General features: G+C 32.5%; 18 protein-coding genes. 11 read left to right on the plus strand and 7 right to left on the minus strand.

The genetic code is table 11. From position 1 onward, the window contains the following. Positions 1-161 precede the first annotated feature (161 nt). From hutI to ACE193_RS20745, 4 genes are all read right to left on the minus strand, one after another. Complete coding sequence (hutI, locus tag ACE193_RS20730; protein ID WP_375560117.1) at positions 162-1,451, minus strand: imidazolonepropionase; 1,290 nt, start codon at positions 1,449-1,451, stop codon at positions 162-164. A 183-nt stretch (positions 1,452-1,634) separates the two neighbouring features. After that, positions 1,635-2,582: an oxygen-dependent coproporphyrinogen oxidase gene (hemF, locus tag ACE193_RS20735; protein ID WP_375560118.1), complete on the minus strand. Its 948-nt coding sequence runs from the start codon at positions 2,580-2,582 to the stop codon at positions 1,635-1,637. A 214-nt stretch (positions 2,583-2,796) separates the two neighbouring features. Beyond that, complete coding sequence (locus tag ACE193_RS20740) at positions 2,797-3,300, minus strand: Coq4 family protein (RefSeq protein WP_375560119.1); 504 nt, start codon at positions 3,298-3,300, stop codon at positions 2,797-2,799. Between the two features lie 126 nt (positions 3,301-3,426). Beyond that, positions 3,427-4,440, minus strand: coding sequence for an IS110 family transposase (locus ACE193_RS20745; RefSeq protein ID WP_375559131.1), 1,014 nt, complete (start codon positions 4,438-4,440; stop codon positions 3,427-3,429). 641 nt (positions 4,441-5,081) lie between these two features. Here ACE193_RS20745 and ACE193_RS20750 point away from each other — a divergent pair. From ACE193_RS20750 to ACE193_RS20780, 7 genes are all read left to right on the plus strand, one after another. Continuing rightward, positions 5,082-6,101, plus strand: a complete 1,020-nt coding sequence (locus ACE193_RS20750; RefSeq protein WP_375560120.1) for a bifunctional oligoribonuclease/PAP phosphatase NrnA — start codon at positions 5,082-5,084, stop codon at positions 6,099-6,101. A 146-nt stretch (positions 6,102-6,247) separates the two neighbouring features. Beyond that, positions 6,248-7,222: an FKBP-type peptidyl-prolyl cis-trans isomerase gene (locus ACE193_RS20755; protein ID WP_375560121.1), complete on the plus strand. Its 975-nt coding sequence runs from the start codon at positions 6,248-6,250 to the stop codon at positions 7,220-7,222. Positions 7,223-7,331: 109 nt separating this feature from the next. Further along, a complete protein-coding gene (locus ACE193_RS20760) occupies positions 7,332-8,276 on the plus strand; it encodes an FKBP-type peptidyl-prolyl cis-trans isomerase (RefSeq protein ID WP_375560122.1) in 945 nt (314 codons plus the stop codon). A gap of 45 nt (positions 8,277-8,321) precedes the next feature. Continuing rightward, entirely contained in the window at positions 8,322-8,792 is a 471-nt protein-coding gene (locus ACE193_RS20765; protein ID WP_375560123.1) for an FKBP-type peptidyl-prolyl cis-trans isomerase, read from the plus strand. Positions 8,793-8,966: 174 nt separating this feature from the next. Continuing rightward, the gene (locus tag ACE193_RS20770) at positions 8,967-9,473 is read left to right on the plus strand and encodes an FKBP-type peptidyl-prolyl cis-trans isomerase (RefSeq protein ID WP_375560124.1); all 507 of its coding nucleotides are present in this window, start codon (positions 8,967-8,969) and stop codon (positions 9,471-9,473) included. Positions 9,474-10,036: 563 nt separating this feature from the next. Further along, on the plus strand, positions 10,037-13,900 hold the full coding sequence (rpoB, locus tag ACE193_RS20775; RefSeq protein ID WP_375560125.1) for a DNA-directed RNA polymerase subunit beta: 3,864 nt from the start codon (positions 10,037-10,039) through the stop codon (positions 13,898-13,900). Between the two features lie 130 nt (positions 13,901-14,030). Beyond that, on the plus strand, positions 14,031-14,489 hold the full coding sequence (locus ACE193_RS20780) for a hypothetical protein (protein WP_375560126.1): 459 nt from the start codon (positions 14,031-14,033) through the stop codon (positions 14,487-14,489). 362 nt (positions 14,490-14,851) lie between these two features. Here ACE193_RS20780 and tgt read toward each other — a convergent pair whose 3' ends face one another. Both tgt and ACE193_RS20790 read right to left on the minus strand, forming a co-directional pair. Continuing rightward, positions 14,852-15,982: a tRNA guanosine(34) transglycosylase Tgt gene (gene tgt, locus ACE193_RS20785; protein ID WP_375560127.1), complete on the minus strand. Its 1,131-nt coding sequence runs from the start codon at positions 15,980-15,982 to the stop codon at positions 14,852-14,854. 49 nt (positions 15,983-16,031) lie between these two features. Then, a complete protein-coding gene (locus tag ACE193_RS20790; protein WP_375560128.1) occupies positions 16,032-16,385 on the minus strand; it encodes a four helix bundle protein in 354 nt (117 codons plus the stop codon). A gap of 113 nt (positions 16,386-16,498) precedes the next feature. Here ACE193_RS20790 and ACE193_RS20795 point away from each other — a divergent pair, with 113 nt between their 5' ends. The 3 genes from ACE193_RS20795 (at position 16,499) to ACE193_RS20805 (ending at position 19,552) form a co-directional block, all read left to right on the plus strand. Continuing rightward, positions 16,499-17,170, plus strand: coding sequence for an O-methyltransferase (locus ACE193_RS20795; protein ID WP_375560129.1), 672 nt, complete (start codon positions 16,499-16,501; stop codon positions 17,168-17,170). A 63-nt stretch (positions 17,171-17,233) separates the two neighbouring features. Then, positions 17,234-18,196 carry a tetratricopeptide repeat protein gene (locus ACE193_RS20800; RefSeq protein ID WP_375560130.1) on the plus strand — a complete coding sequence of 321 codons (963 nt, stop codon included), beginning with the start codon at positions 17,234-17,236 and terminating at the stop codon, positions 18,194-18,196. 138 nt (positions 18,197-18,334) lie between these two features. Beyond that, complete coding sequence (locus ACE193_RS20805) at positions 18,335-19,552, plus strand: DUF3667 domain-containing protein (RefSeq protein ID WP_375560131.1); 1,218 nt, start codon at positions 18,335-18,337, stop codon at positions 19,550-19,552. 6 nt (positions 19,553-19,558) lie between these two features. Here ACE193_RS20805 and ACE193_RS20810 read toward each other — a convergent pair whose 3' ends face one another. Next, the gene (locus ACE193_RS20810) at positions 19,559-19,924 is read right to left on the minus strand and encodes a tetratricopeptide repeat protein (protein WP_375560132.1); all 366 of its coding nucleotides are present in this window, start codon (positions 19,922-19,924) and stop codon (positions 19,559-19,561) included. Positions 19,925-20,011: 87 nt separating this feature from the next. Here ACE193_RS20810 and ACE193_RS20815 point away from each other — a divergent pair, with 87 nt between their 5' ends. After that, positions 20,012-20,416 (plus strand): hypothetical protein, encoded by a 405-nt coding sequence (locus tag ACE193_RS20815; protein WP_375560133.1) that lies wholly within the window; start codon positions 20,012-20,014, stop codon positions 20,414-20,416. Positions 20,417-20,454: the final 38 nt, after the last annotated feature.

Genomic DNA, 20,454 nt, shown 5'->3' on the forward strand with positions numbered 1-20,454 from the left:
TAATAAGGTATGAGGTAAGAAATTTGAAGTAGATTACAAAAATACAATTTTCAAATATGTTTTAAAGTATAGAAGTTGAAGAAAACACAGAGAACGAAAATAAGAATAAAATTAAACTTGAAATTCCTAATTTCCATTCTCCATGTTCTAATATCTACTCCCTAAACTCCCTTAACAAAAACTTGTTCAATCAAATTACTACCAAACGAATAAGGAATAAAAGCAAGTGACGGAATCTTTTTAGTAAGAATCAAATTTGCATCTGTATTTTTACGAATAACACCATGTGTTTTTTCTAATTCAATGGCATAAGCTGCGTTTAAAGTCGCTGCATTAATCACTTCTTCGGGTGTCATTTGCATGTGAATACAGGCAAGCGAAAGCACAAAAGGCATATTTCCAGATGGCGAACTACCTGGATTGTAATCCGTAGCCAATGAAACAGGCAAACCACTTTCAATCAATTTTCTAGCAGGCGCATACTCCAAACGCAAGAAAAACGCTGTACTTGGCAAAAGCGTCGGCATAGTTTGATTATTGACTTTGGCAGAGTTTAATAATGAGTTTATTTCGTCTTCTCCCATGTGTTCCAAATGATCGACACTTCTTGCGCCATGTTTTACTCCTATCTGAACGCCTCCAGAAGTATCCAGTTCGTTTGCGTGTAGTTTTGCTTTTAAGCCGTATTTTGTGGCTACATTTAATATTCTATCAGTTTCTTCTACTGTAAAAAAACCTCTATCACAAAAAACATCACAATAATCAGCTAGATTTTCTTCAGCAACTTGTGGAATCATTTTTTGAGTAAGCAAATCCATATAACTTTTTCTTGAAATTTCTTTTGGAAAAGCATGTGCGCCCAAAAAAGTTGATTTTATTTCTATGGGAGAAACTTCTTTTAGTTTTCTGATTACTCGCAACATTTTGAGTTCGTCTTCTAAAGTAAGTCCATAACCACTTTTTATTTCGGCTGCACCTGTTCCGAATCCTATCATTTCGAAAAGTCGTTGATGTGCAGCTTCGTATAGTTCTTCTTCGGAAGTTTGTTGTAATCTTTTGGCAGAATTTAAGATTCCTCCTCCTCGTTTGGCTATTTCTTCGTAGGTCAAACCGTGTATTCTGTCTTCAAATTCTTTTTCTCGGCTTCCTGCATAGACGATATGTGTATGAGAATCTACAAAGGAAGGTAAGATAAATTTGCCTGTGGCATCTATTTTTTCTATTTCTGATGAATTAAGCCAAAGCGTTTTTTGCTCATTGTTCATTTTTTCTAAATCTTCCATTTTACCAAACTCCTTTATTTTTCCATTTTCTACTAGCAAAAACGCATTTTCTATGCTTGGCAAATCTTGCATCTCTTTTCCTGCACGAAATAAAGGTGTTTTTTGATTTTGTGTTTCTACTTGAACTAATGATTTGATATTTAGGAATAAGGTTGATTTGGTTTTCATAGAATTGAATAGAGTTTGTGTATTTTGATAAATGATTATTGCAAAAATACGAAAACTATATTATTCTATTGCAAGATTCTATCTTGTATTGGTTCTTTTGTCAGAATATGCTTACTGAAATAATAGAGATAAGATGGGAATTTTGCGACAAACTGGGGCGTTCATTGGAGTTGTATTTTTATTCTAAACCCAATCAATTCCCTTTTTCAAAAGTTTTATTGTTCTTTCTTCTTCGCTTCCTTTTTTTGGCTCGTGTGCGTATTGCCAGTTTGCTTCTGGTGGAAGACTCATCAAGATAGATTCTGTTCTGCCATTGGTTTCTAAGCCAAATTTTGTTCCTCTGTCATAAACCAAATTAAATTCTACATAACGTCCTCTTCGGATGCGTTGCCATTCTGTTTGTTCTTTTGTGAAAGGAAGAATTTTATTTTTGTTTGCTATCTGTGTGTAAATAGGTGCAAAGGCTTCTCCTATTTCTCGTACAAAATCCCAACGGTCTTGTTTTGTAATTTCTTCATTTTCTATACTTGTATCTTTTAGATGGTCAAAAAAGATTCCTCCTATTCCTCGTGTTTCTTCTCTGTGAGGAATGTAAAAATAATCATCTGCTTTTTTCTTAAACTCTGAATAATAACTTTTGTGATGTTTGTCGCAGGCTGTTTTTAAAGATTGATGAAAAAACGTTGCATCTTCATCAAAAATATAATGAGGAGTAAGGTCAATTCCACCACCAAACCAATAAATTCCGTTACTCATTTCAAAATAACGAACATTCATGTGAATAATCGGAACAAGTGGATTTTTTGGGTGTAAAACTATCGAAACGCCTGTTGCAAAAAAATCAGCAGGTTCTAGTTTCATCAGTTTGAGCATTTGAGCAGGAGATTCTCCAAAAACTGCCGAAAAATTAACGCCTCCTTTTTCAATCAGATTCCCATTTTCTATAACACGAGAAGTTCCTCCACCACCTCCTTTTCGCTCCCAAGTATCGATTTGAAATTTTGATTTTCCATCAGCTTCTTCTAAGGCTTCACAAATTCGACTTTGTAATCCTTGAAACCAAGTTGAGATTTGGGTTTTGTGTTCTGTAAAATCGTTTGAGAGTTGGGTATTTATATCTGAACTATTCAATGGTATTGCTTTTTGAAAGGTGTTAATTTTATTTTTTACAAAAATAAGAATTAATTTTTAAGAGAATAGAAGTAAAATCAAATTCATTTTTTTTGAAAGAAATGTAAATCTTTTTTGGGTTTAAAATAACTTTATACTCGCAAATCTAAGATTTGCCATACTGATAGGTCGTAGTCATCGCTGCGCTAAAGACAACGCCCAACAGTTGTTTTTCTTATTTATTGTGAAGAACAACAGAAAAATGACTTTTGGTAAATATGTTATTTCTAAAATCCTTATAATTTACAGAAAGGAGTTTTTTGTAATCAAAGTGATGAAAACTATTGATATTACGACCTAATTGATAGGCTTTAATATACTCTGAAATATATTCTGGCAGTAGAAATGTCCCTACTAACAAAACTCCATACAGATAAAGGGTACGCTTCCCATTTCCGAAGCAACAATATTGCAAGGCGATTTCTTCTTCTACAGTTGTGCCATAGCCAGTAATTAGATGGTATATATCGTGTCGTTCTACTTTAGGGATGAGTTCAAATTTGTTTTTATGAAGTAGTTGTCCTAAATGAAAGCCTAAACTATGAGATGGCATTTCAAGTAATTGATTGGTAGTTATGCCCCAAGCTGCTTTTGTCTTGAATTTACAATATAAAATCATTGTCCAGTCAAATAACCAATTAATAAGCTTTTTCCGAGGATTTAATAAAGGCAAATTCATAGTTATACTATTTTAATGTAAAAGTTCCCCACTGTACCTCGCAAGATACAAAAAAAGTGTTCACTTTACTTCCTAGCAAGTGAGGACTATGTATTCGGCATCCTGAAAACTATGGTAAAACCAAGTCTAACCTTTAGAAAAATTGTTAAAATTTATTCCATTTCTATCGTATAAAACTTTGTTTTTTACACAAGCGAAAATGCGTTGAATAATTTTATTTCGCAAGGCATTAATGACACTCATTTTATTCTTACCTTCTGCTACTTTTCTTAAATAATAAGCTCTTAATTCTCCTTCCACTTGTAAAGCTGATAAAGCACACATATGTAGAGCCGTTTTAAGTTGCTTATTAGCCATTTTTGAAACTCTAGCTTTTCCTTTGAATTTTCCAGAAGAATTTTCAAAGGGAACAACACCACAATAACAAGCTAATTGTTTAGCTGTATCAAACTTAGTAAATCCATCAGTAGCTACTAATAACTGAATAGCAGTTACTTTTCCTACTCCTGTCACGGAAGTAGCTAATTGATAGAGTTCTTTAAGATGTGGGTCGTTTTTTATAATTTGGTTCATTTCTTCTTCAAGCTCTTTTATCCTTTGTGTCAAATGCTCTAAAGTAGCTTTAGAGTTTTCTTCAAGCAGTTTTTGAGTAGAAGATTTACTAAATTGACTTTGTTCATTGACATACGTTTCTAACTCTTGTTTATGATTGACTAGCGTTTTACGTAGTTTTTGAAGTGTTTTTAAGTCTTCTAGCTGTTCACTGGGTGGACAATATAGATTTGCTTTGTCTTGAAAACGAAACGCATAAGTAGCAATACGCCCAGCATCAACTTTATCATTTTTACCTCTATTAGCTCCTCCAGAACGCTTTACTTGAAGAGCATTTTCTACCCAAATAGAACACTTAAAATCACTAAAAGCAACCAAAAGCCAGTTAATGTAAACACCTGTATGTTCCATACAAAACAAACTTTCTTTAATTTCATGCTTGTCTTGAAAAGAAGAAAGGTAAGAAGTTATACTTTCTAAATTATTCACAATATGTTTGTATTTGATGGGTTTGCCTTCTTGAAAAAGAGCTATATCTAAATGGTTTTTACTCACATCAATACCTATAAAATTTTGGTAAGTTGGCATAAAAAAGTTAATTTAGGGTGACTAATTTAAAGTGATTCATCGTATTCAATCAGACTTAAAACCTTATCTAATGAGTTTATTTTTAGGTCAATAAAAATACTCCGAAAACTATTTGAGTTTGAGATTGAATAAAAGCAGATAGAGGCTGATTCAGGATATAGATTTCAAAATCTTGCCGTGGATATAGGTTCTCTATCTGCTAGATGAATTCTTAAATACAAGATAAGAAATTACATCTATTTTATCTACTACAAACCTAAAGGCTGTGTATTATCTCCAAACTAGCAAAAATCTAAAATTTTAAAATCAAAATAAAAAAAAGGATAGGAGTAAGAATAATCACTCAAAACTGTTGTGATGACAACAATATTTAAAGACAAAAAATAAATAAAGCGATAACCTTTACATTTGCGATTATTGATTTCAAACAGTTCGTATTTGTATTTATTTAATTCGTAATCCTTTCCAAGTATAAATAACTCAAAAGTTTTGGTATCTTTGTAACGTTTTTCCAATGAAGCCGAAACAGTTTATTTTCAATTCATCTATCAATCAGTTTTATTATTGTTATTTCTTACTAATAGAATTAATAAAAAATGAAGTGTTTTGATTTTCAATATTTATCAATTAAGCGTATTTGAATGCAAAATTTAGCAGGTCTTTCAGAACTTTTAAGCACACCTCAAAAAGTGGTTATTTTTCCACATCAACGCCCTGATGCTGATGCTTTAGGCTCTTGTTTGGCTTTATCTCTTTACTTACAAAAGAAAAATCATCAAACGACAGTTATTTCTCCTACTGAATACCCTAGTTTTCTTAATTGGATGTCTGAGAATGATAAAGTAGTTGTTTATTCAGACAAAACACACAAAGAAGTCGAAAGTTTAGTTGCAGAATCAACCTTAATTTGTTGTTTAGATTTTTCTAGTCCCAACCGAACAGCTCCTTTAGATTCTTTTATAGAAAAAAATCCAGATACACCTATTTTGATGGTTGATCATCATAGAGGCAAAGCAGATTTTGCTCATTTTGAGTTGTGGGATATTACAGCAGCAGCAACAGCAGAGCTAGTTTATGACCTTATTTTATTGATGAATGACAGACATCTGATAGATATTCCGACAGCACAATGTTTGTATGCAGGAATAATGACAGATACAGCTTCTTTCAAACATCCCAACACAACAGGAAAAATACACCGTATTGCAGCCGATTTGATAGATATGGGATTAGATTCTTCTTATGTGCAGCGTATGATTTATGATAGCAATACTGAAAACAGAGTTCGTCTTTTAGGTCATGCTCTTTCAGATTGTTTGACAGTCAGACATGATTTGAAAACGGCTTATTTTGTCTTAAAACAAAAAGACACTCGTAAATACAACACACAATCAGGTGACACAGAAGGTATTGTTAATTATGCCCTTTCTATCGAAGGAATTGATTTTGCAGCTATCCTAATCGATTATGGAAATGAAGTCAGAATGTCTTTTCGTTCAGTCGGAACATTTTCAGTCGCTGATTTTGCTCGTAATTACTTTGGAGGAGGAGGACATCACAACGCAGCAGGAGGAAGAAGTACAGAGCCACTCAAAAAAGTGGTAGAGCGTTTTGAAGAGCTTATCGAAGAGCATCGTTCAGAGCTTACAACTATTCATTAATTATTATCAAAAAAATTAATTTTCTATAAATCTTTTCTACTTTGGTTTTTATATTAGACCTTTGCAGGCTAATCTCAATGTAGTCTATTTTAAAAATCTTATTTAATTTAGTTATTCCAATCGTTATTTTATCTAAAAAACAAAAAATGAAATCTCTTTTTTTATATCGTTTTATACTATTTGCTTTTATTGGTCTTACTGCGTGGTCTTGTGATTCACTCAATAAAGAAAAAGAACTGGACGGAATTCGTTATATGGTTCGTCAGCGTGGAGAAGGTCCAGCATTGACAGATTCTAGTGTTGTTCAGATTTCTATGAAAATTTATAACAGTAAAGATTCATTATTGCGTGATACTTATACTGAAGATATGCCTATTATGGTAGATTTAAGTGACTCAGCTACTAAAGAGATGGGTATCATCAAAATTTTAATGGAAAAAGGAAAAGAAGGAGATAGTGTAACTATGTTTATACATTCGGATTCTATTTTTGTACAAGGACAACCTCGTCCTCCTTTTATCGAAGAGGGAAGCTCAGTACGTCAAGAAATTAAGTTAGTAAAACATTTTACTCCAACAGAAGCTGAAGCAAAGCAAAAAGCTCTTCAACAAGAGTATATGGAGAAAATGATGAAAAAACAAGCAGAAGCACAAGCAGAGTCAGCAAAAATATCAGCAGACCAAGTAGAATATATTGAAAATACATACTTTCCAGAAAAAGGTATTACAGATTTCAAAAAAACGGAATCAGGTCTTTTCTACACCCTAGATAAACAAGGAAAAACAGATATTGAAGCTGGAGACAAGGTAAAAGTTAATTATGAAGGAACTCTATTAGAAACAGGACAAAAGTTTGATTCTTCTTTTGATAGAGGAGAACCGATTGAGTTTCCTATCGGTGTAGGACAAGTGATAAAAGGATGGGACGAAGGTATTCCACTTATTGGTCGTGGTGGAAAAGGAACTTTGTATATTCCTTCTAATTTAGGATACGGAGTGCAAGGATCACCAGGTGCAATTCCTCCAAATGCAATGCTTGTTTTTAAAGTAGAAGTAATGGAAGAAGTTACAAAAGGTGAAAAACAAGAAGGACAAAATATGATGCAAGGTGGAGGAAAATAAAAAACCTAAATAAGCAGAATAATTAAATCATCAGACACTCTTTATAGTAAGAATAAAAAGTGTCTGATGTTTTTTATAAAAAACAAACTCTCATCTAAAAAAGAATTTTATGTTTTTATCTAGATTTATTCTCATTTTTCTTATTGGCTGCATTTCATTTACTGCAAATGCTCAAAATAAGAGTAAAAAAAATAAAGACGAAAAGGAGTTCAAAGGTATTCGTTATCAATTACATACTAAGAAAAAAGAGCGTAAAAATGCACTCACAATTACAGATTCTAGTATTGTAGAACTAAGTATGAAGATTTTCAATGCTACTGACTCTTTATTGAGAAGTACAGAAGATGAAGATTACCCTCTTATTTTAGATTTGAGAGATAGTACAACCAGACAGATTCCTATTGTAGAAATTCTGATGAATGATGGTAGAGTTGGTGATAGTCTTACTTTATTTATTCATTCAGACTCTGTTTTTAAAAATGGTCAAATACGTCCTATTTTTATTCCAGAAGGAAGCGCATTAAGACACGAAATAAAGTTATTAAAAAACTATACAGCTCAAGAATATGCCACTAAGTTAGAAGTCATGCAACAAAAATACATGGAAGAAATGGCTAAAAAACAACAACAAGAAAAACAAAAACTAGAAATGGAAGCAAAAATAAAAGTACAAAACCAAATAGATTATTTAGAAAATACTTATTTTGTAGAAAAAGGAATTACAAATTTTCAAAAAACAGAATCTGGACTTTATTATGTTATTGAACAACAAGGAACTCCTATCGAAAAAGGAAAAACTATAAAAGTTCATTACGAAGGAACATTGCTTAATGGTCAAAAATTTGATTCTTCTTTTGATAGAAATAGTCCGATTGAATTTCCAATTGGTGTAGGTCAAGTTATTCAAGGTTGGGATGAAGGAATTCCTCTCATTGGAAAAGGAGGAAAAGGAACATTGTATATTCCTTCTCATCTAGGATATGGTGAGCGTGGTGCTGGTGGAATAATTAAACCAAATTCGACACTTGTTTTTAGAGTGGAAGTATTAGACTAATGAATAAGTATAATTTTACCTTTACCATTTAATTTTTAAATCAAAATGAAATTATCAAAATACATCTCATTGCTTTTCATTGGATTTGTTTTATTTACTTCTTGTAAGAAAGATAATGAAACCACAAACCCATCAAGTAAAGCAGAACAAGACCAAATTCTTCAAGATTATTTTACTGAAAATAATATTACTCCTCAAAAAACAGAATCTGGTCTATATTATGTTGTTGATCAGCAAGGAACAGCTATCCAAACTGGCGAAACAATTACGGTAAATTACGAAGGTACACTCCTGTCAGGTGAAAAATTTGATTCTTCTTTTGATAGAGGAACTCCCTTTTCTTTTCCTCTTGGAGCAGGACAAGTTATTCAAGGTTGGGATGAAGGAATTCCTCTCATTGGAAAAGGTGGAAAAGGAACATTATATCTACCTTCACATTTAGGATATGGAGCAAGAGGGTCAGGAAGTATTGCACCTTATTCTATTTTAGTTTTTAGAGTAGAAGTATTTAATTAGAATAAAAAAATAGGTTGTTTGACAATTTTTGCACCTTAGATTTTTTCGAATTTTGAATATTGGTGTCTCCACCAACGACATAGTACAAAAATTGTCAGAGAACCTAAAAAATAGAAAACCCCTTCCTTAAATAGTTAAAATAATAATTAATTTAAGTAAAAATTAAATCCTAGAATGAAATTATCAAAATATATTTTCTTGCTTTTTCCTTTATTTTCACTGTTTTCTTCATGTAATAATGATGAAATAGAGCCTCTAATAGATGAAACAGTTCAAGCAGAACGAGAAGACCAAATTATTCAACAATATTTAGAAGAGAATAATCTAACAGCTCAAAAAACAGATTTAGGAATCTATTATATTGTCTTAGAAGAAGGAGAAGGAACAGAAATGCCAACTACTGCTAGTTCTGTTACAGTAAATTACATAGGAAAAGTGCTGTATGGAAGACAATTTGATAACTCTTATGAAACAGGACAACCTTTGACTTTTAAATTAGGTACAAATTCAGTAGTCATAGGGTTTGAAGAAGCTGTCAAACAAATGAAGTTAAATGAAAGAACACTATTTTTTATTCCTTCTCGCTACGCCTATAAAGGATCAGGAATTACATCAGGAGGAAGAGAAATTATTCCCCCTTTGGCAACACTAATCTTTGAAATGAAATTAGAAGCACTTTAAAAAACTCACAAGAAATTAAAGAAAAACTATACAGTTATTTTTGAATCTAGTAAAAAAAAACTATCTTTGCAGGATATTTTGGCTACAAATGCCTAGCTTTGGTTCTAATTTTATGCAGAATCAAGACTAAATCAAACTTGGATTGTCGAAATATAGCATTTTTTATATTTTTATCTGCATTTTATTCAGATTTATTTAAAGTACATCAGAAATATAAAGTATTCCAAATTATTTGAAACTACTACAATTCACAATTCTTTAATTAAGGAACTAAACCGTAAAATTTAATAGAGAGCTAATCATTAATTAAAACCTAATTAAAATAACTCTTTACCTAATTTTAGGGCTTTTTCTGACTTGAATATATTCAGATTAAAAAATAGTGCTAAAAGGATAGTTATAAGAACTATAAAAGTTAAATAATAAAGACACCATAAAACGAACAGAATTAATTTTTACATTCATTTCGTAATTTTTAATTCGTAATTAGCTATGCTGATTTACAGTTCGTAATTGACAAGAATATAAGCATTCCATTTCGTTCACTCAAACCTATACGAGCCTTGGCTACATTAAAACACGGCAGAATAAACTTTCGCAAAACGACCTCCATTTTAGAATACCCACACTTCCTAGATGTGCAGGTAAAGTCGTTTCAAGATTTCTTCCAACTAGGTACTCCTCCTGAAAAAAGAACAGCAGACGGACTCTATAAAGTATTTATGGAGAACTTCCCAATTTCTGATTCAAGAGATAACTTTGTTTTGGAATTTGTCGATTATATCATAGACCCACCAAAATATTCAGTACAAGAATGTGTTGATAGAGGTCTTACTTATGCAGTGCCTTTAAAAGCAAAGCTACGTTTACTTTGTAATGACGAGGACAATGAAGATTTCGAAACCATCGAACAAGAAGTATTTTTAGGAAATGTTCCTGTAATGACTGAGCGTGGCTCTTTTGTTATCAATGGTGCAGAACGTGTAATCGTTTCCCAACTTCACCGTTCACCAGGGGTTTTCTTTGCTCAAAGTAAGCACACAAACGGTACAAAATTATATTCAGCACGTATTATTCCATTCAAAGGTTCTTGGATTGAATTTGCGACTGACGTAAATAATATCATGTACGCTTATATCGACCGTAAGAAAAAATTCCCTGTTACTACGCTTTTGCGTGCTATTGGATATGGTACAGATAGAGAAATTTTGGAACTTTTTGGTCTTTCTGAGGAAGTAAAAGCTACAAAAGCAAACATTCAGAAAGTAGTAGGTAGAAAATTAGCTGCTCGTGTTCTTCGTACTTGGACAGAAGACTTTGTAGATGAAGATACAGGAGAAGTTGTAAGTATTACTCGTAATGAGGTGCTTTTGGAGCGTGATTCTGAAATTGAAGAAGAGCATATCCAAACTATCATTGATTCGAATACAGAATCAATCATTCTTCATAGAGAAGATATTAATATTAATGATTTTGCGATTGTCTATAATACATTACAAAAAGATAATTCAAACTCAGAAAAAGAAGCCGTAGAGCAAATTTATCGTCAGCTTCGTAATACAGAAGCACCAGACGAACAAACAGCTCGTGATGTAATTCAAAGTCTTTTCTTTAGTGAAAAGCGTTATGACTTAGGAGAAGTTGGTCGTTATAGAATCAACAGAAAACTAGGTTTGGATTTAGAAATGAGTGTTCGTGTCCTTACAAAAGAAGACATCATTCGTATCATCAGACATTTGATTACTCTTATTAATTCAAGAGCAGTAGTTGATGATATTGACCACCTTTCTAATCGTCGTGTACGTACTGTAGGAGAGCAACTTTATAGCCAGTTTGGTGTAGGTTTGGCTCGTATGGCTCGTACTATCAAAGAGCGTATGAACGTTCGTGATAATGAAGACTTTAAGCCAGTTGATTTGATTAATGCTCGTACTTTATCGTCGGTTATTAATTCATTCTTTGGTACAAATCAGCTTTCGCAGTTTATGGATCAAACTAATCCATTAGCAGAGATTACGCACAAACGTAGAATGTCTGCTCTAGGACCTGGTGGTCTTTCTCGTGAACGTGCAGGTTTTGAGGTTCGTGATGTTCACTATACGCACTATGGTCGTTTGTGTACTATCGAAACTCCTGAAGGTCCAAATATTGGTCTTATCTCTTCTCTTTGTGTTCACGCAACTGTAAACGGTATGGGCTTTATCGAAACGCCTTACCGTATTGTTAAGAATCAAAAAGCAACTGACGAAGTTAAGTTCTTGACAGCAGAAGAAGAAGATGAGCAAATCATTGCACAGGCAAATGCAACATTAGACAATAAAAATAAATTTACGTCTGACCTTGTAAAATGTCGTTTGGAAGGAGATTTTCCTTTGGAAGCTCCAGAAAATATTACGTATATGGATGTTGCACCAAACCAAATCGTTTCGGTAGCAGCCTCTCTTATTCCGTTCTTAGAGCATGATGATGCCAACCGTGCCTTGATGGGTTCGAATATGCAGCGTCAAGCAGTTCCTCTTTTGCGTCCACAAGCTCCAATCGTAGGTACAGGTCTTGAAAGACGTGTAGCAATGGATTCTAGAGCATTAGTAGTAGCAGAAGACGACGGAGTTATTGATTATGTAGATGCTAAGAAAATTGTAGTAAAATATAATTGGACAAAAGAACAAAAATTAGTAAACTTTGATAATGAATATACTACTTATCAACTTACTAAATTCCGTAGAACGAATCAGGATACGTGTATCAACTTACGTCCTATTGTATTGAAAGGCGAAAAAGTCAAAAAAGGAGATGTTCTTTGTGAAGGATATGCAACTGAAAAAGGCGAACTTGCACTTGGTCGTAACCTTATGGTTGCTTTCATGCCTTGGCAGGGTTATAACTTTGAGGATGCGATTGTTATTTCTGAAAGAGTAGTAAGAGATGATATTTATACTTCAATCCACATTGACCAGTTCGAACTTGAAGTGCGTGATACAAAACGAGGAGAAGAAGAATTGACTTCTGAAATTCCAAACGTAAGTGAAGATGCAGTTAAAGATTTGGACGAAAACGGTATTATCCGTATTGGTGCAAAAGTAAAAGAACAAGATATTTTGGTAGGTAAAATTACTCCTAAAGGAGAAACTGATCCTACACCAGAAGAAAAACTTCTTCGTGCAATCTTTGGAGATAAAGCAGGTGATGTAAAAGATGCTTCGATGCGTGCTTCGGCTTCGCTTCAAGGTGTTGTAATCAATACTCAGCTTTTCTCTCGTCCTAAAAAGGATAAAGATATGCGTGCAAAAGTGCGTAAGCAAGTAGATACATTGAAGAAAGAATATAGCCGTGACCTTGTCGGAATGCGTTCGCAGATGATAAGCAAAATGGCAGAACTTTTAGAAGACAAAACTTCTCAAGGAATTGTTCATAAATACGGCGATGTTGTATTGGCAAAAGATTCAGGTTTCAATAAACAAAATATTGAGCAAGCATTCTTCCCTAGCAAAAATGCATATCGTGATGAGAGTAACTACAACGTACCAGAAGAAGTGAACTTTATTGCTGATGTAATCTTGAAAGACTTTACAGAAGATGAAGATACAAACGAACTTTTGGCAGAACTTGTGAAAAATTACAATCAAAAACGTAATGAAATTACAGCAGAGTTCAAACGTCAGCGTTTTGCTTTAGAAGTTGGAGATGAACTTCCAGCAGGAATCGTTAAACTTGCCAAAGTATATGTTGCTAAGAAACGTAAACTTAAAGTAGGTGATAAGATGGCAGGTCGTCATGGTAATAAAGGAGTTGTGGCTCGTATCGTTCGTGAAGAAGATATGCCTTTCCTTGCCGATGGTGTTCCTGTTGATATTGTCTTGAATCCTCTAGGTGTACCTTCTCGTATGAACTTGGGGCAAATTTATGAAACTATCTTAGGACACGCAGGTCTTAAAATGGGAACTAAATATGCTACTCCAATCTTTGATGGTGCAACAGAAGCAGAAGTAGAAGCAGAAATCGAAAAAGCAGGCTTACCAAGATGGTGTAAGATGGAAGTTTTTGATGGACGTACTGGAGAAAAATTTGAGCAAACTGTTACGGTAGGAATTATGTATATGCTAAAACTTGGTCACTTAGTTGATGACAAGATGCATGCTCGTTCTATCGGACCTTACTCACTCATTACACAACAGCCTTTGGGTGGTAAAGCTCAGTTTGGTGGTCAGCGTTTTGGTGAGATGGAAGTTTGGGCATTAGAGGCATTTGGAGCGTCGCATATTTTGAGAGAAATCTTGACAATCAAGTCGGATGATGTTCTCGGACGTGCTAAGGCGTATGAGTGTATCGTAAAAGGAGAAAACATGCCAGAGCCAAATATCCCAGAATCTTTCAATGTATTGATACACGAACTTCGTGGTCTTGCTCTTGAAATTACATTAGACTAAATTTTATTAACTTGTCATTGGTAGAAATACTGAAAACGACAAATTATATATTAAAAAGCATTTTCTTACTAAATTTAGATTTGGTAGGGAAATGCTTTTTTTGTGTAGTAAAGTAAATCAAAAAAATAAAATGATTTTAGTAGAAGACCCTATTTTCAAAAATCTCAGAGGTTGTTACGGAAGCTATAATCCGATTCCAAAATTAAAACTACTGGAAGAGAATAGTAATAATGAAGAGCTACGCAAAGAAATTTTAAATGAGTTTTGTGATAATCTTTATCATCAAGGAAGTGTTGACTTAGTTTCTTTCTTGACTCTTTCTTTATTAATTCGTTTAGCTTTAAAGTGCAAATTTTCTGATGTAGAGATGATTTATCTTATAGGAGTAATAGAAATTGCTCGTTATGAAGATAGCTTTCAAATCCCCCAAAAGTATCTAACAGATTATGAATGTGAAATAAGGAATGTTATGCTTTTAGCATATATGAATAAAAATTGGGATTATGATTTTGCTTTAGCTGCTACGATAACTATCGCTGCTGTAAATGGACAAATAGATTTTGCAAAATCTATACTTTATGATGACTAAACTTTTTTTATTATTTAGTTCAAGTTTCGACGCTTGAACTAAATAATTTCTATGCCCTTGTCGGTGTCTCCACCATAGCCGTAAGGTTATAGAAGTAGAGTTATTTACTCCTTTAGGAGTTGTATATTGGTAGAAAAAATGAGAAAGCTACATCCTCATTTACTCCGTAGGAGTTTCATCATGGTAGCATTTTGTCTTTAAATGTCATAAATTCTACCAATATATAGTTTCTACGGAACAAGGAACAATTATTTATTCTCATTTTTTCTACCAATATGAAGTTCCTACGAAAGAGAATTACAATAAAAATTTTAACCTTACGGCTATGGTGTCTCCACTGACGACAACATAACTAAAAAATACTACAATCTCTGCATCAAAATCTCCAGTTGTTCTTTTTTCCAACTTGCAAAATCGCCAGCCAAAATATGTTTTCTAGCTTCTCCTACCAAATGAAGATAAAAAGCTAAATTATGAGTAGAAGCAATATAAGCTCCCAAAATTTCATTGGCTTTATTCAAATGTCTTAAATAAGATTTTGAATAGGTATTACTAACATGACATTCCAAGCCATCATCTAAAACACTAAAATCTTTTTCCCATTTTTTATTTTTGATATTGATGATTCCTTTTGTAGTAAAAAGCATTCCATTTCGTGCATTACGAGTAGGCATTACACAATCAAACATATCTACACCAAGCGCAATTCCTTCCAAAATATTAGCAGGCGTTCCTACTCCCATCAAATAACGAGGTTTGTCTTTTGGCAGAATATTGCAAACAAGCTCCGTAAATTCATACATTTTTTCGGCAGGTTCGCCTACTGAAAGTCCACCGATTGCATTTCCATCTCTGTTTTGTTCGGCTACAAATTCGGCAGAAGCTCTACGCAAATCTTTGTAAGTACTTCCTTGAACGATTGGAAAAAGTGTTTGTTTATATCCATATTTTCCCTCTGTCGAATCAAAACGATTGATACAACGTGTCAGCCAACGATGCGTCATTTCCATTGATTTTTTGGCATAATCGTAATCAGAAGGATAAGGAGGACATTCATCAAAAGCCATAATAATATCTGCACCAATACTGCGCTGAATATCCATTACGTATTCAGGTGTAAAATTGAGTTTTGAGCCATCAATATGTGAGCTAAAAACGACACCTTCTTCTTTTATTTTACGGATTTGTCCTAATGAATAGACTTGATAACCACCACTATCGGTCAAAATAGGTCTGTCCCAGTTCATAAATTTATGCAGTCCACCTGCTGCTTCCAAAACTTCTGTATTTGGGCGCAAATACAAATGATAGGTGTTTCCTAAAATAATTTGTGCTTTTACTTGGTCTTTTAGTGCTTCTGGTGGAACACCTTTTACAGTGCCTAGCGTTCCAACAGGCATAAAAATAGGCGTTTGAATTTTTCCGTGTGCTGTCGTGATTGTTCCTGCTCGTGCAGATGTTTCTTTATCGGTGGTATGGAGTTCGAATTTCATTTGATAGCTTTTAGTGATTAGTGATTAACTATTAGTGATAAATGAAATACTATTTAATTTTTGATTTCATTGTTTTGATACTACTTGTAATAATTTTTAAAAGTTCTATTGCATTCTGATGTAAACTTTCAAATTCTTCATTTTTAATAAAGTTAGTTTCCTTTAAAAGTTCTAGCCAGTAAAGAGTTTCATTGATTTCTTTTTGTGAAATAGACAGTTTATGTATAAAATCTAAATTACTTTGTGCAAATTCAGCTTCTCTGATATTTGCTCCCACTGATGTACCACTTCGTAGTATTTGTTTAGATAAAACATATTCCTTTTGGGTAGTAGTCAAATATTTGTATAAATTTACTATTCGAACAGCGAAACAAAAACTTTTTTTTAAAATTCCTTTACTCATAATTTTAATTTTTTGTAAAAATAAATAAAACAATCAAGACCAAAAAGTAATTAATCACTAATCACTAATCACTAATCACTAATCACTAATCACTAATCACTAATCACTAAACTATGGATTATTTACCAACAGATTTATTACCAGCCTTAGAAAACTACGCCTTGGCACATTCTCAAGACGAATTGCCAGTTTTGAAAGAATTAGACCGACAAACACATTTGAGAGCCAACAAACCTCGTATGCTTTCTGGACATTTACAAGGAAATTTCCTTCAAATGATTTCAAGATTGATGCAGCCAAAACGCATTCTTGAAATAGGAACTTATACAGGATATTCAGCTATTTGTTTGGCACAAGGCTTACAAGAAAATGGCGTTTTGCATACGATTGATAATAATGTAGAACAAGAAAGTATTACAAGAGAGTTTTTAGAAAAAGCAGGTTTGGAAGACAAAGTTAAATTACATTTAGGAAATGCTGCTGATATTATTTCGACTATTCTAACTGAAGAAGAAAAATGGGATTTGGTTTTTATCGATGCTGACAAATCAAATTATAGCTTGTATTATGATTTGGTTTTTGATAAAGTCAGAAAAGGAGGAATTATCATTGCTGATAATGTTCTTTGGAGTGGAAAAGTATTAATTGATCCAAAAGAACTCAAGAAAAACGATAAAGATACACCAGCATTATTAGCATATAATCAAAAAAACTATCAAGACAATCGTACTTTTAATATGCTGCTGCCTTTACGTGATGGGCTGATGATGGCGATAAAAGAGTAAAATAATTTGAAATATTTTAGTTTTCTGATTCGTTTTTAATCTTTGAAACAACTAACAAAATTTATGAAAAAAGCACATATCCTCACAGCTATTTTTTTATTTCTGACAACTCTAGTTTTTGCTCAAACGACAGAAAAGGAAGATGAAAATCAAGAGCTTTATCCAATCACTTATAGTTTCGAAAAAGCAAATGAGTTTTTAGAAAAAGGGGAAACAGATAAAGCAATATGGTTTTATATCAATTTGTACCCAAAGAATAAGAAAAAAGTTGTAGAATTTCTTAAAGCATTTCAAGAAAAAAATGATTCATTGGATATGAATCTTCTTGTAAAAAAATCATTTACTATTTATGCAATGGGTGATCCATCTATTATGTCGTTTGAAGATGGGAAAATGAATCTGAATACAGACAATCTAAACACAAAAGGTTCTTGGGGCGATGAGTTGATTATCAAACTTTCTAGTTCTGATGAAGTATTAAGTTCAGCAGCCGACTATAATGCAAGAGCTTTAGAAAAAATTAAAAAGAGGGATTTAGAAGGTGGAATAGACGATTTTAGTAAGGCACTAGAAATCGAATCTGTACCTCTTATTTATTTCAATAGAGGCTTTGCTAGGAGTTTGTTAGGAAATTTTGAAGGTGCAATCGAAGACTATAATAAAACAATAGAATTAGATTATAATTTAGCTCAATCTTATTACGAAAGGGGATATTGCCATGAGCAAATGAATGAATTGAAAAAAGCATTGACTGATTATACAAAGGCAATAGAAGAAAATAAGGATTATGTAGAAGCCTATAATAACAGAGCTATCGTAAAACTAAAACAACATAAAACAAAAGAAGGTATCAAAGACCTTGATATGGTAATTAAGATAGATGCCAATTTTGTTAATGCTTATGTAAGTCGTGGTTTTGCAAAACAAACATTAAATGACAAAAAAGGAGCTTGTAAAGATTGGAAAAAAGCCGTTGAGCTTGGTTTTGAGCAAGCAAATGAGTTTATTGAAGAAAACTGTAAATAGTAAAAAGAAGGATTCTTTTTAGAATTGCTCTTTTTTTTTCATTTTTAAGAGAAGACAGAAATAAATTTAACATTTTCAAGACTATTTACGTACTAGGTAATACCAACTACTGAAACTATTTTTTCATTAACTTACTCTATGCCTACTCAACTTCCTACCAAAACAGTTTGTCTTAATTGTGATTACGAGGTTAAAACAAAAAACAAATATTGTCCAAATTGTGGACAAGAAAATGCTGATAAACGTATTTCTTTACACCTTTTATTGAAAGATGCTGTTGCTACTGCATTCAATTTTGAGTCAAGGGTTTTCAAAACCATTCCTTATTTTCTCTTTTATCCAGGAAAGCTAACCAATGAATTTTTGGACGGCAAACGAGTGCGTTATATGCACCCTTTCAAGATTTATTTACTTTCTAGTATTTTGTTTTTCTTTGTTGTAATTAAGTTATTTACTCCTGCCATCGAAACGGCTATTAGAAGCATTGATAAAAAAACAGAAGATTTGAATGTGAATCTGAGTTTAGATGATTCTACGGTGGTAAATAATAACCTTAAAGATGATTTTTTGGGTGGTGTAGAACAAGGATTTAATAATTATGAATCAGAAGATAGTGTTCGATCAGATTCTGTAAACAACAAACTATTAGCTCAAATATCTGAAAAACAAACCATCATAAAAGACTCTCTCATCAAAGTAATTGATGCTTTTAAACAAGGAAAGCTAAATGATTCTACAATTAATATTGATTCGTTAGAAATTCTAGTTAAAGATAGTGCAGTTTTGGCAGAATCAATTATACTTTTTGATAAAAAAGTAAAAGAGAAACAGGGAACACTGCGTAGGTTTTTTCGTTTGATTAAAGATAGAGAAATGACACCAAAAGCCTTATTAGATTCTCTTAAGACTAAGGAAAAAAATGCAATAAATATTCAGTTTGCCGAACAATTATTGAAAATAGGACGTAATGACCCTGCTATTTTCTTAGCAAATATCATCAATAATATTGGTACACTGATGTTTTTTACGCTTCCTATATTGGCTCTTTTTTTTAAACCTTTTTATATAAGACGAAAAAAATACTACATAGACCATCTTATTTTTACGCTTCATTTACAAGGATTTACATTTATTGTTCTGACTCTAGCAGCTATATTCTTTCACTGGAACTTGATACCAATTAGTATTATTCTATTTTTGGGTTTAATTGTTTATGTATGGTTTGCGTTTAAGAAAGTCTATAAACAAGGGTTTTTCAAAACAACTATCAAAGCGTACATAATTTCATTTCTCTATGTAATGACACTTAGTTTTATGCTTTCTATTAATCTGATATATTCCTTTTTTATGTTTTGATATATCTCAAAACTCATCTTCAAATTCCATCAAAAAAAGCTCATAAGCAGATTTTAATTCTTGAAGTGATTTTAAAGTTACTTTATCGATTTCTATATTTTGCTTTTGAGCTTTTTGAATTGTTGTTTCACAAACTTCAATTCCCTTCAAATAAATAGCATTTGCTTTTTCGTAATTATCTAAATTGGTGTATAATTCGGCTGCATGATAATAGGTCGGAACATAATTAGAATGATTTTGAAGTAAATTTTCGTAATAGGTTAAGGCTTTTTGGGTATCTGTTTTGAGATATTCGGTCGCCACTGCGTATAATAAAAACGTATCATTGGGTTCTTTTTCTAAGAACTCTAATAGCTGTTCTATGCGTTCCATATTTGTTTATGAATAGTTGTAAAATTATTTTTTTGATTACAAATTTAGTAATTTTGCAATATATATTTTTGACTAAAATAAAGCACGATGCAAAGAGAAAAAGATTATCTAAAGAAAAAAATAGACAAACTTGCCGTAGTTTTGGCAGAACTTCTAGCAAAAGTAACCAAAACAGATGTTGCTTTCACAAAAGAAGAGTTTTTCGTAGAATTTGATAAAGTTTTATTAGAAGAAAAAAATCTAACGGTTGATATTCTTTTAGAAATGGAGGAAGAAAACTTCTTGAAAAATCTAAAAGAAAAGTATGAGTTAAACCCAAATCAATTACATATTTTAGCTGATTTGTTGTTTCAGTATTCTCTAAATATTGAACAAAACGAAATAAATTTGAATGACAAAGTGATAGCTTTGTATGAAAATTCTATTACAGAAGGAATTGCAATTTCTTTGGATAAATATAGATTGATAGATTTTTTAAAAAACAATAGGTAGCGTAGTTTTTAAGATGCGAAAAAGTGTAGCATAAAATA

The organism is Bernardetia aquimarina (genome assembly GCF_042180575.1).
Lineage (GTDB): Bacteria > Bacteroidota > Bacteroidia > Cytophagales > Bernardetiaceae > Bernardetia.

Excerpts from the sequence above, each read along its gene's own strand:
- hutI (WP_375560117.1), bottom strand. The coding sequence starts at position 1,451 with ATGAAAACCAAATCAACCTTATTCCTAAATATCAAATCATTAGTTCAA.
- ACE193_RS20740 (WP_375560119.1), bottom strand. The coding sequence starts at position 3,300 with ATGAATTTGCCTTTATTAAATCCTCGGAAAAAGCTTATTAATTGGTTA.
- ACE193_RS20745 (WP_375559131.1), bottom strand. The coding sequence starts at position 4,440 with ATGCCAACTTACCAAAATTTTATAGGTATTGATGTGAGTAAAAACCAT.
- ACE193_RS20750 (WP_375560120.1), top strand. The coding sequence starts at position 5,082 with ATGCAAAATTTAGCAGGTCTTTCAGAACTTTTAAGCACACCTCAAAAA.
- ACE193_RS20755 (WP_375560121.1), top strand. The coding sequence starts at position 6,248 with ATGAAATCTCTTTTTTTATATCGTTTTATACTATTTGCTTTTATTGGT.
- ACE193_RS20760 (WP_375560122.1), top strand. The coding sequence starts at position 7,332 with ATGTTTTTATCTAGATTTATTCTCATTTTTCTTATTGGCTGCATTTCA.
- ACE193_RS20765 (WP_375560123.1), top strand. The coding sequence starts at position 8,322 with ATGAAATTATCAAAATACATCTCATTGCTTTTCATTGGATTTGTTTTA.
- ACE193_RS20770 (WP_375560124.1), top strand. The coding sequence starts at position 8,967 with ATGAAATTATCAAAATATATTTTCTTGCTTTTTCCTTTATTTTCACTG.
- ACE193_RS20780 (WP_375560126.1), top strand. The coding sequence starts at position 14,031 with ATGATTTTAGTAGAAGACCCTATTTTCAAAAATCTCAGAGGTTGTTAC.
- tgt (WP_375560127.1), bottom strand. The coding sequence starts at position 15,982 with ATGAAATTCGAACTCCATACCACCGATAAAGAAACATCTGCACGAGCA.
- ACE193_RS20790 (WP_375560128.1), bottom strand. The coding sequence starts at position 16,385 with ATGAGTAAAGGAATTTTAAAAAAAAGTTTTTGTTTCGCTGTTCGAATA.
- ACE193_RS20795 (WP_375560129.1), top strand. The coding sequence starts at position 16,499 with ATGGATTATTTACCAACAGATTTATTACCAGCCTTAGAAAACTACGCC.
- ACE193_RS20800 (WP_375560130.1), top strand. The coding sequence starts at position 17,234 with ATGAAAAAAGCACATATCCTCACAGCTATTTTTTTATTTCTGACAACT.
- ACE193_RS20805 (WP_375560131.1), top strand. The coding sequence starts at position 18,335 with ATGCCTACTCAACTTCCTACCAAAACAGTTTGTCTTAATTGTGATTAC.
- ACE193_RS20810 (WP_375560132.1), bottom strand. The coding sequence starts at position 19,924 with ATGGAACGCATAGAACAGCTATTAGAGTTCTTAGAAAAAGAACCCAAT.
- ACE193_RS20815 (WP_375560133.1), top strand. The coding sequence starts at position 20,012 with ATGCAAAGAGAAAAAGATTATCTAAAGAAAAAAATAGACAAACTTGCC.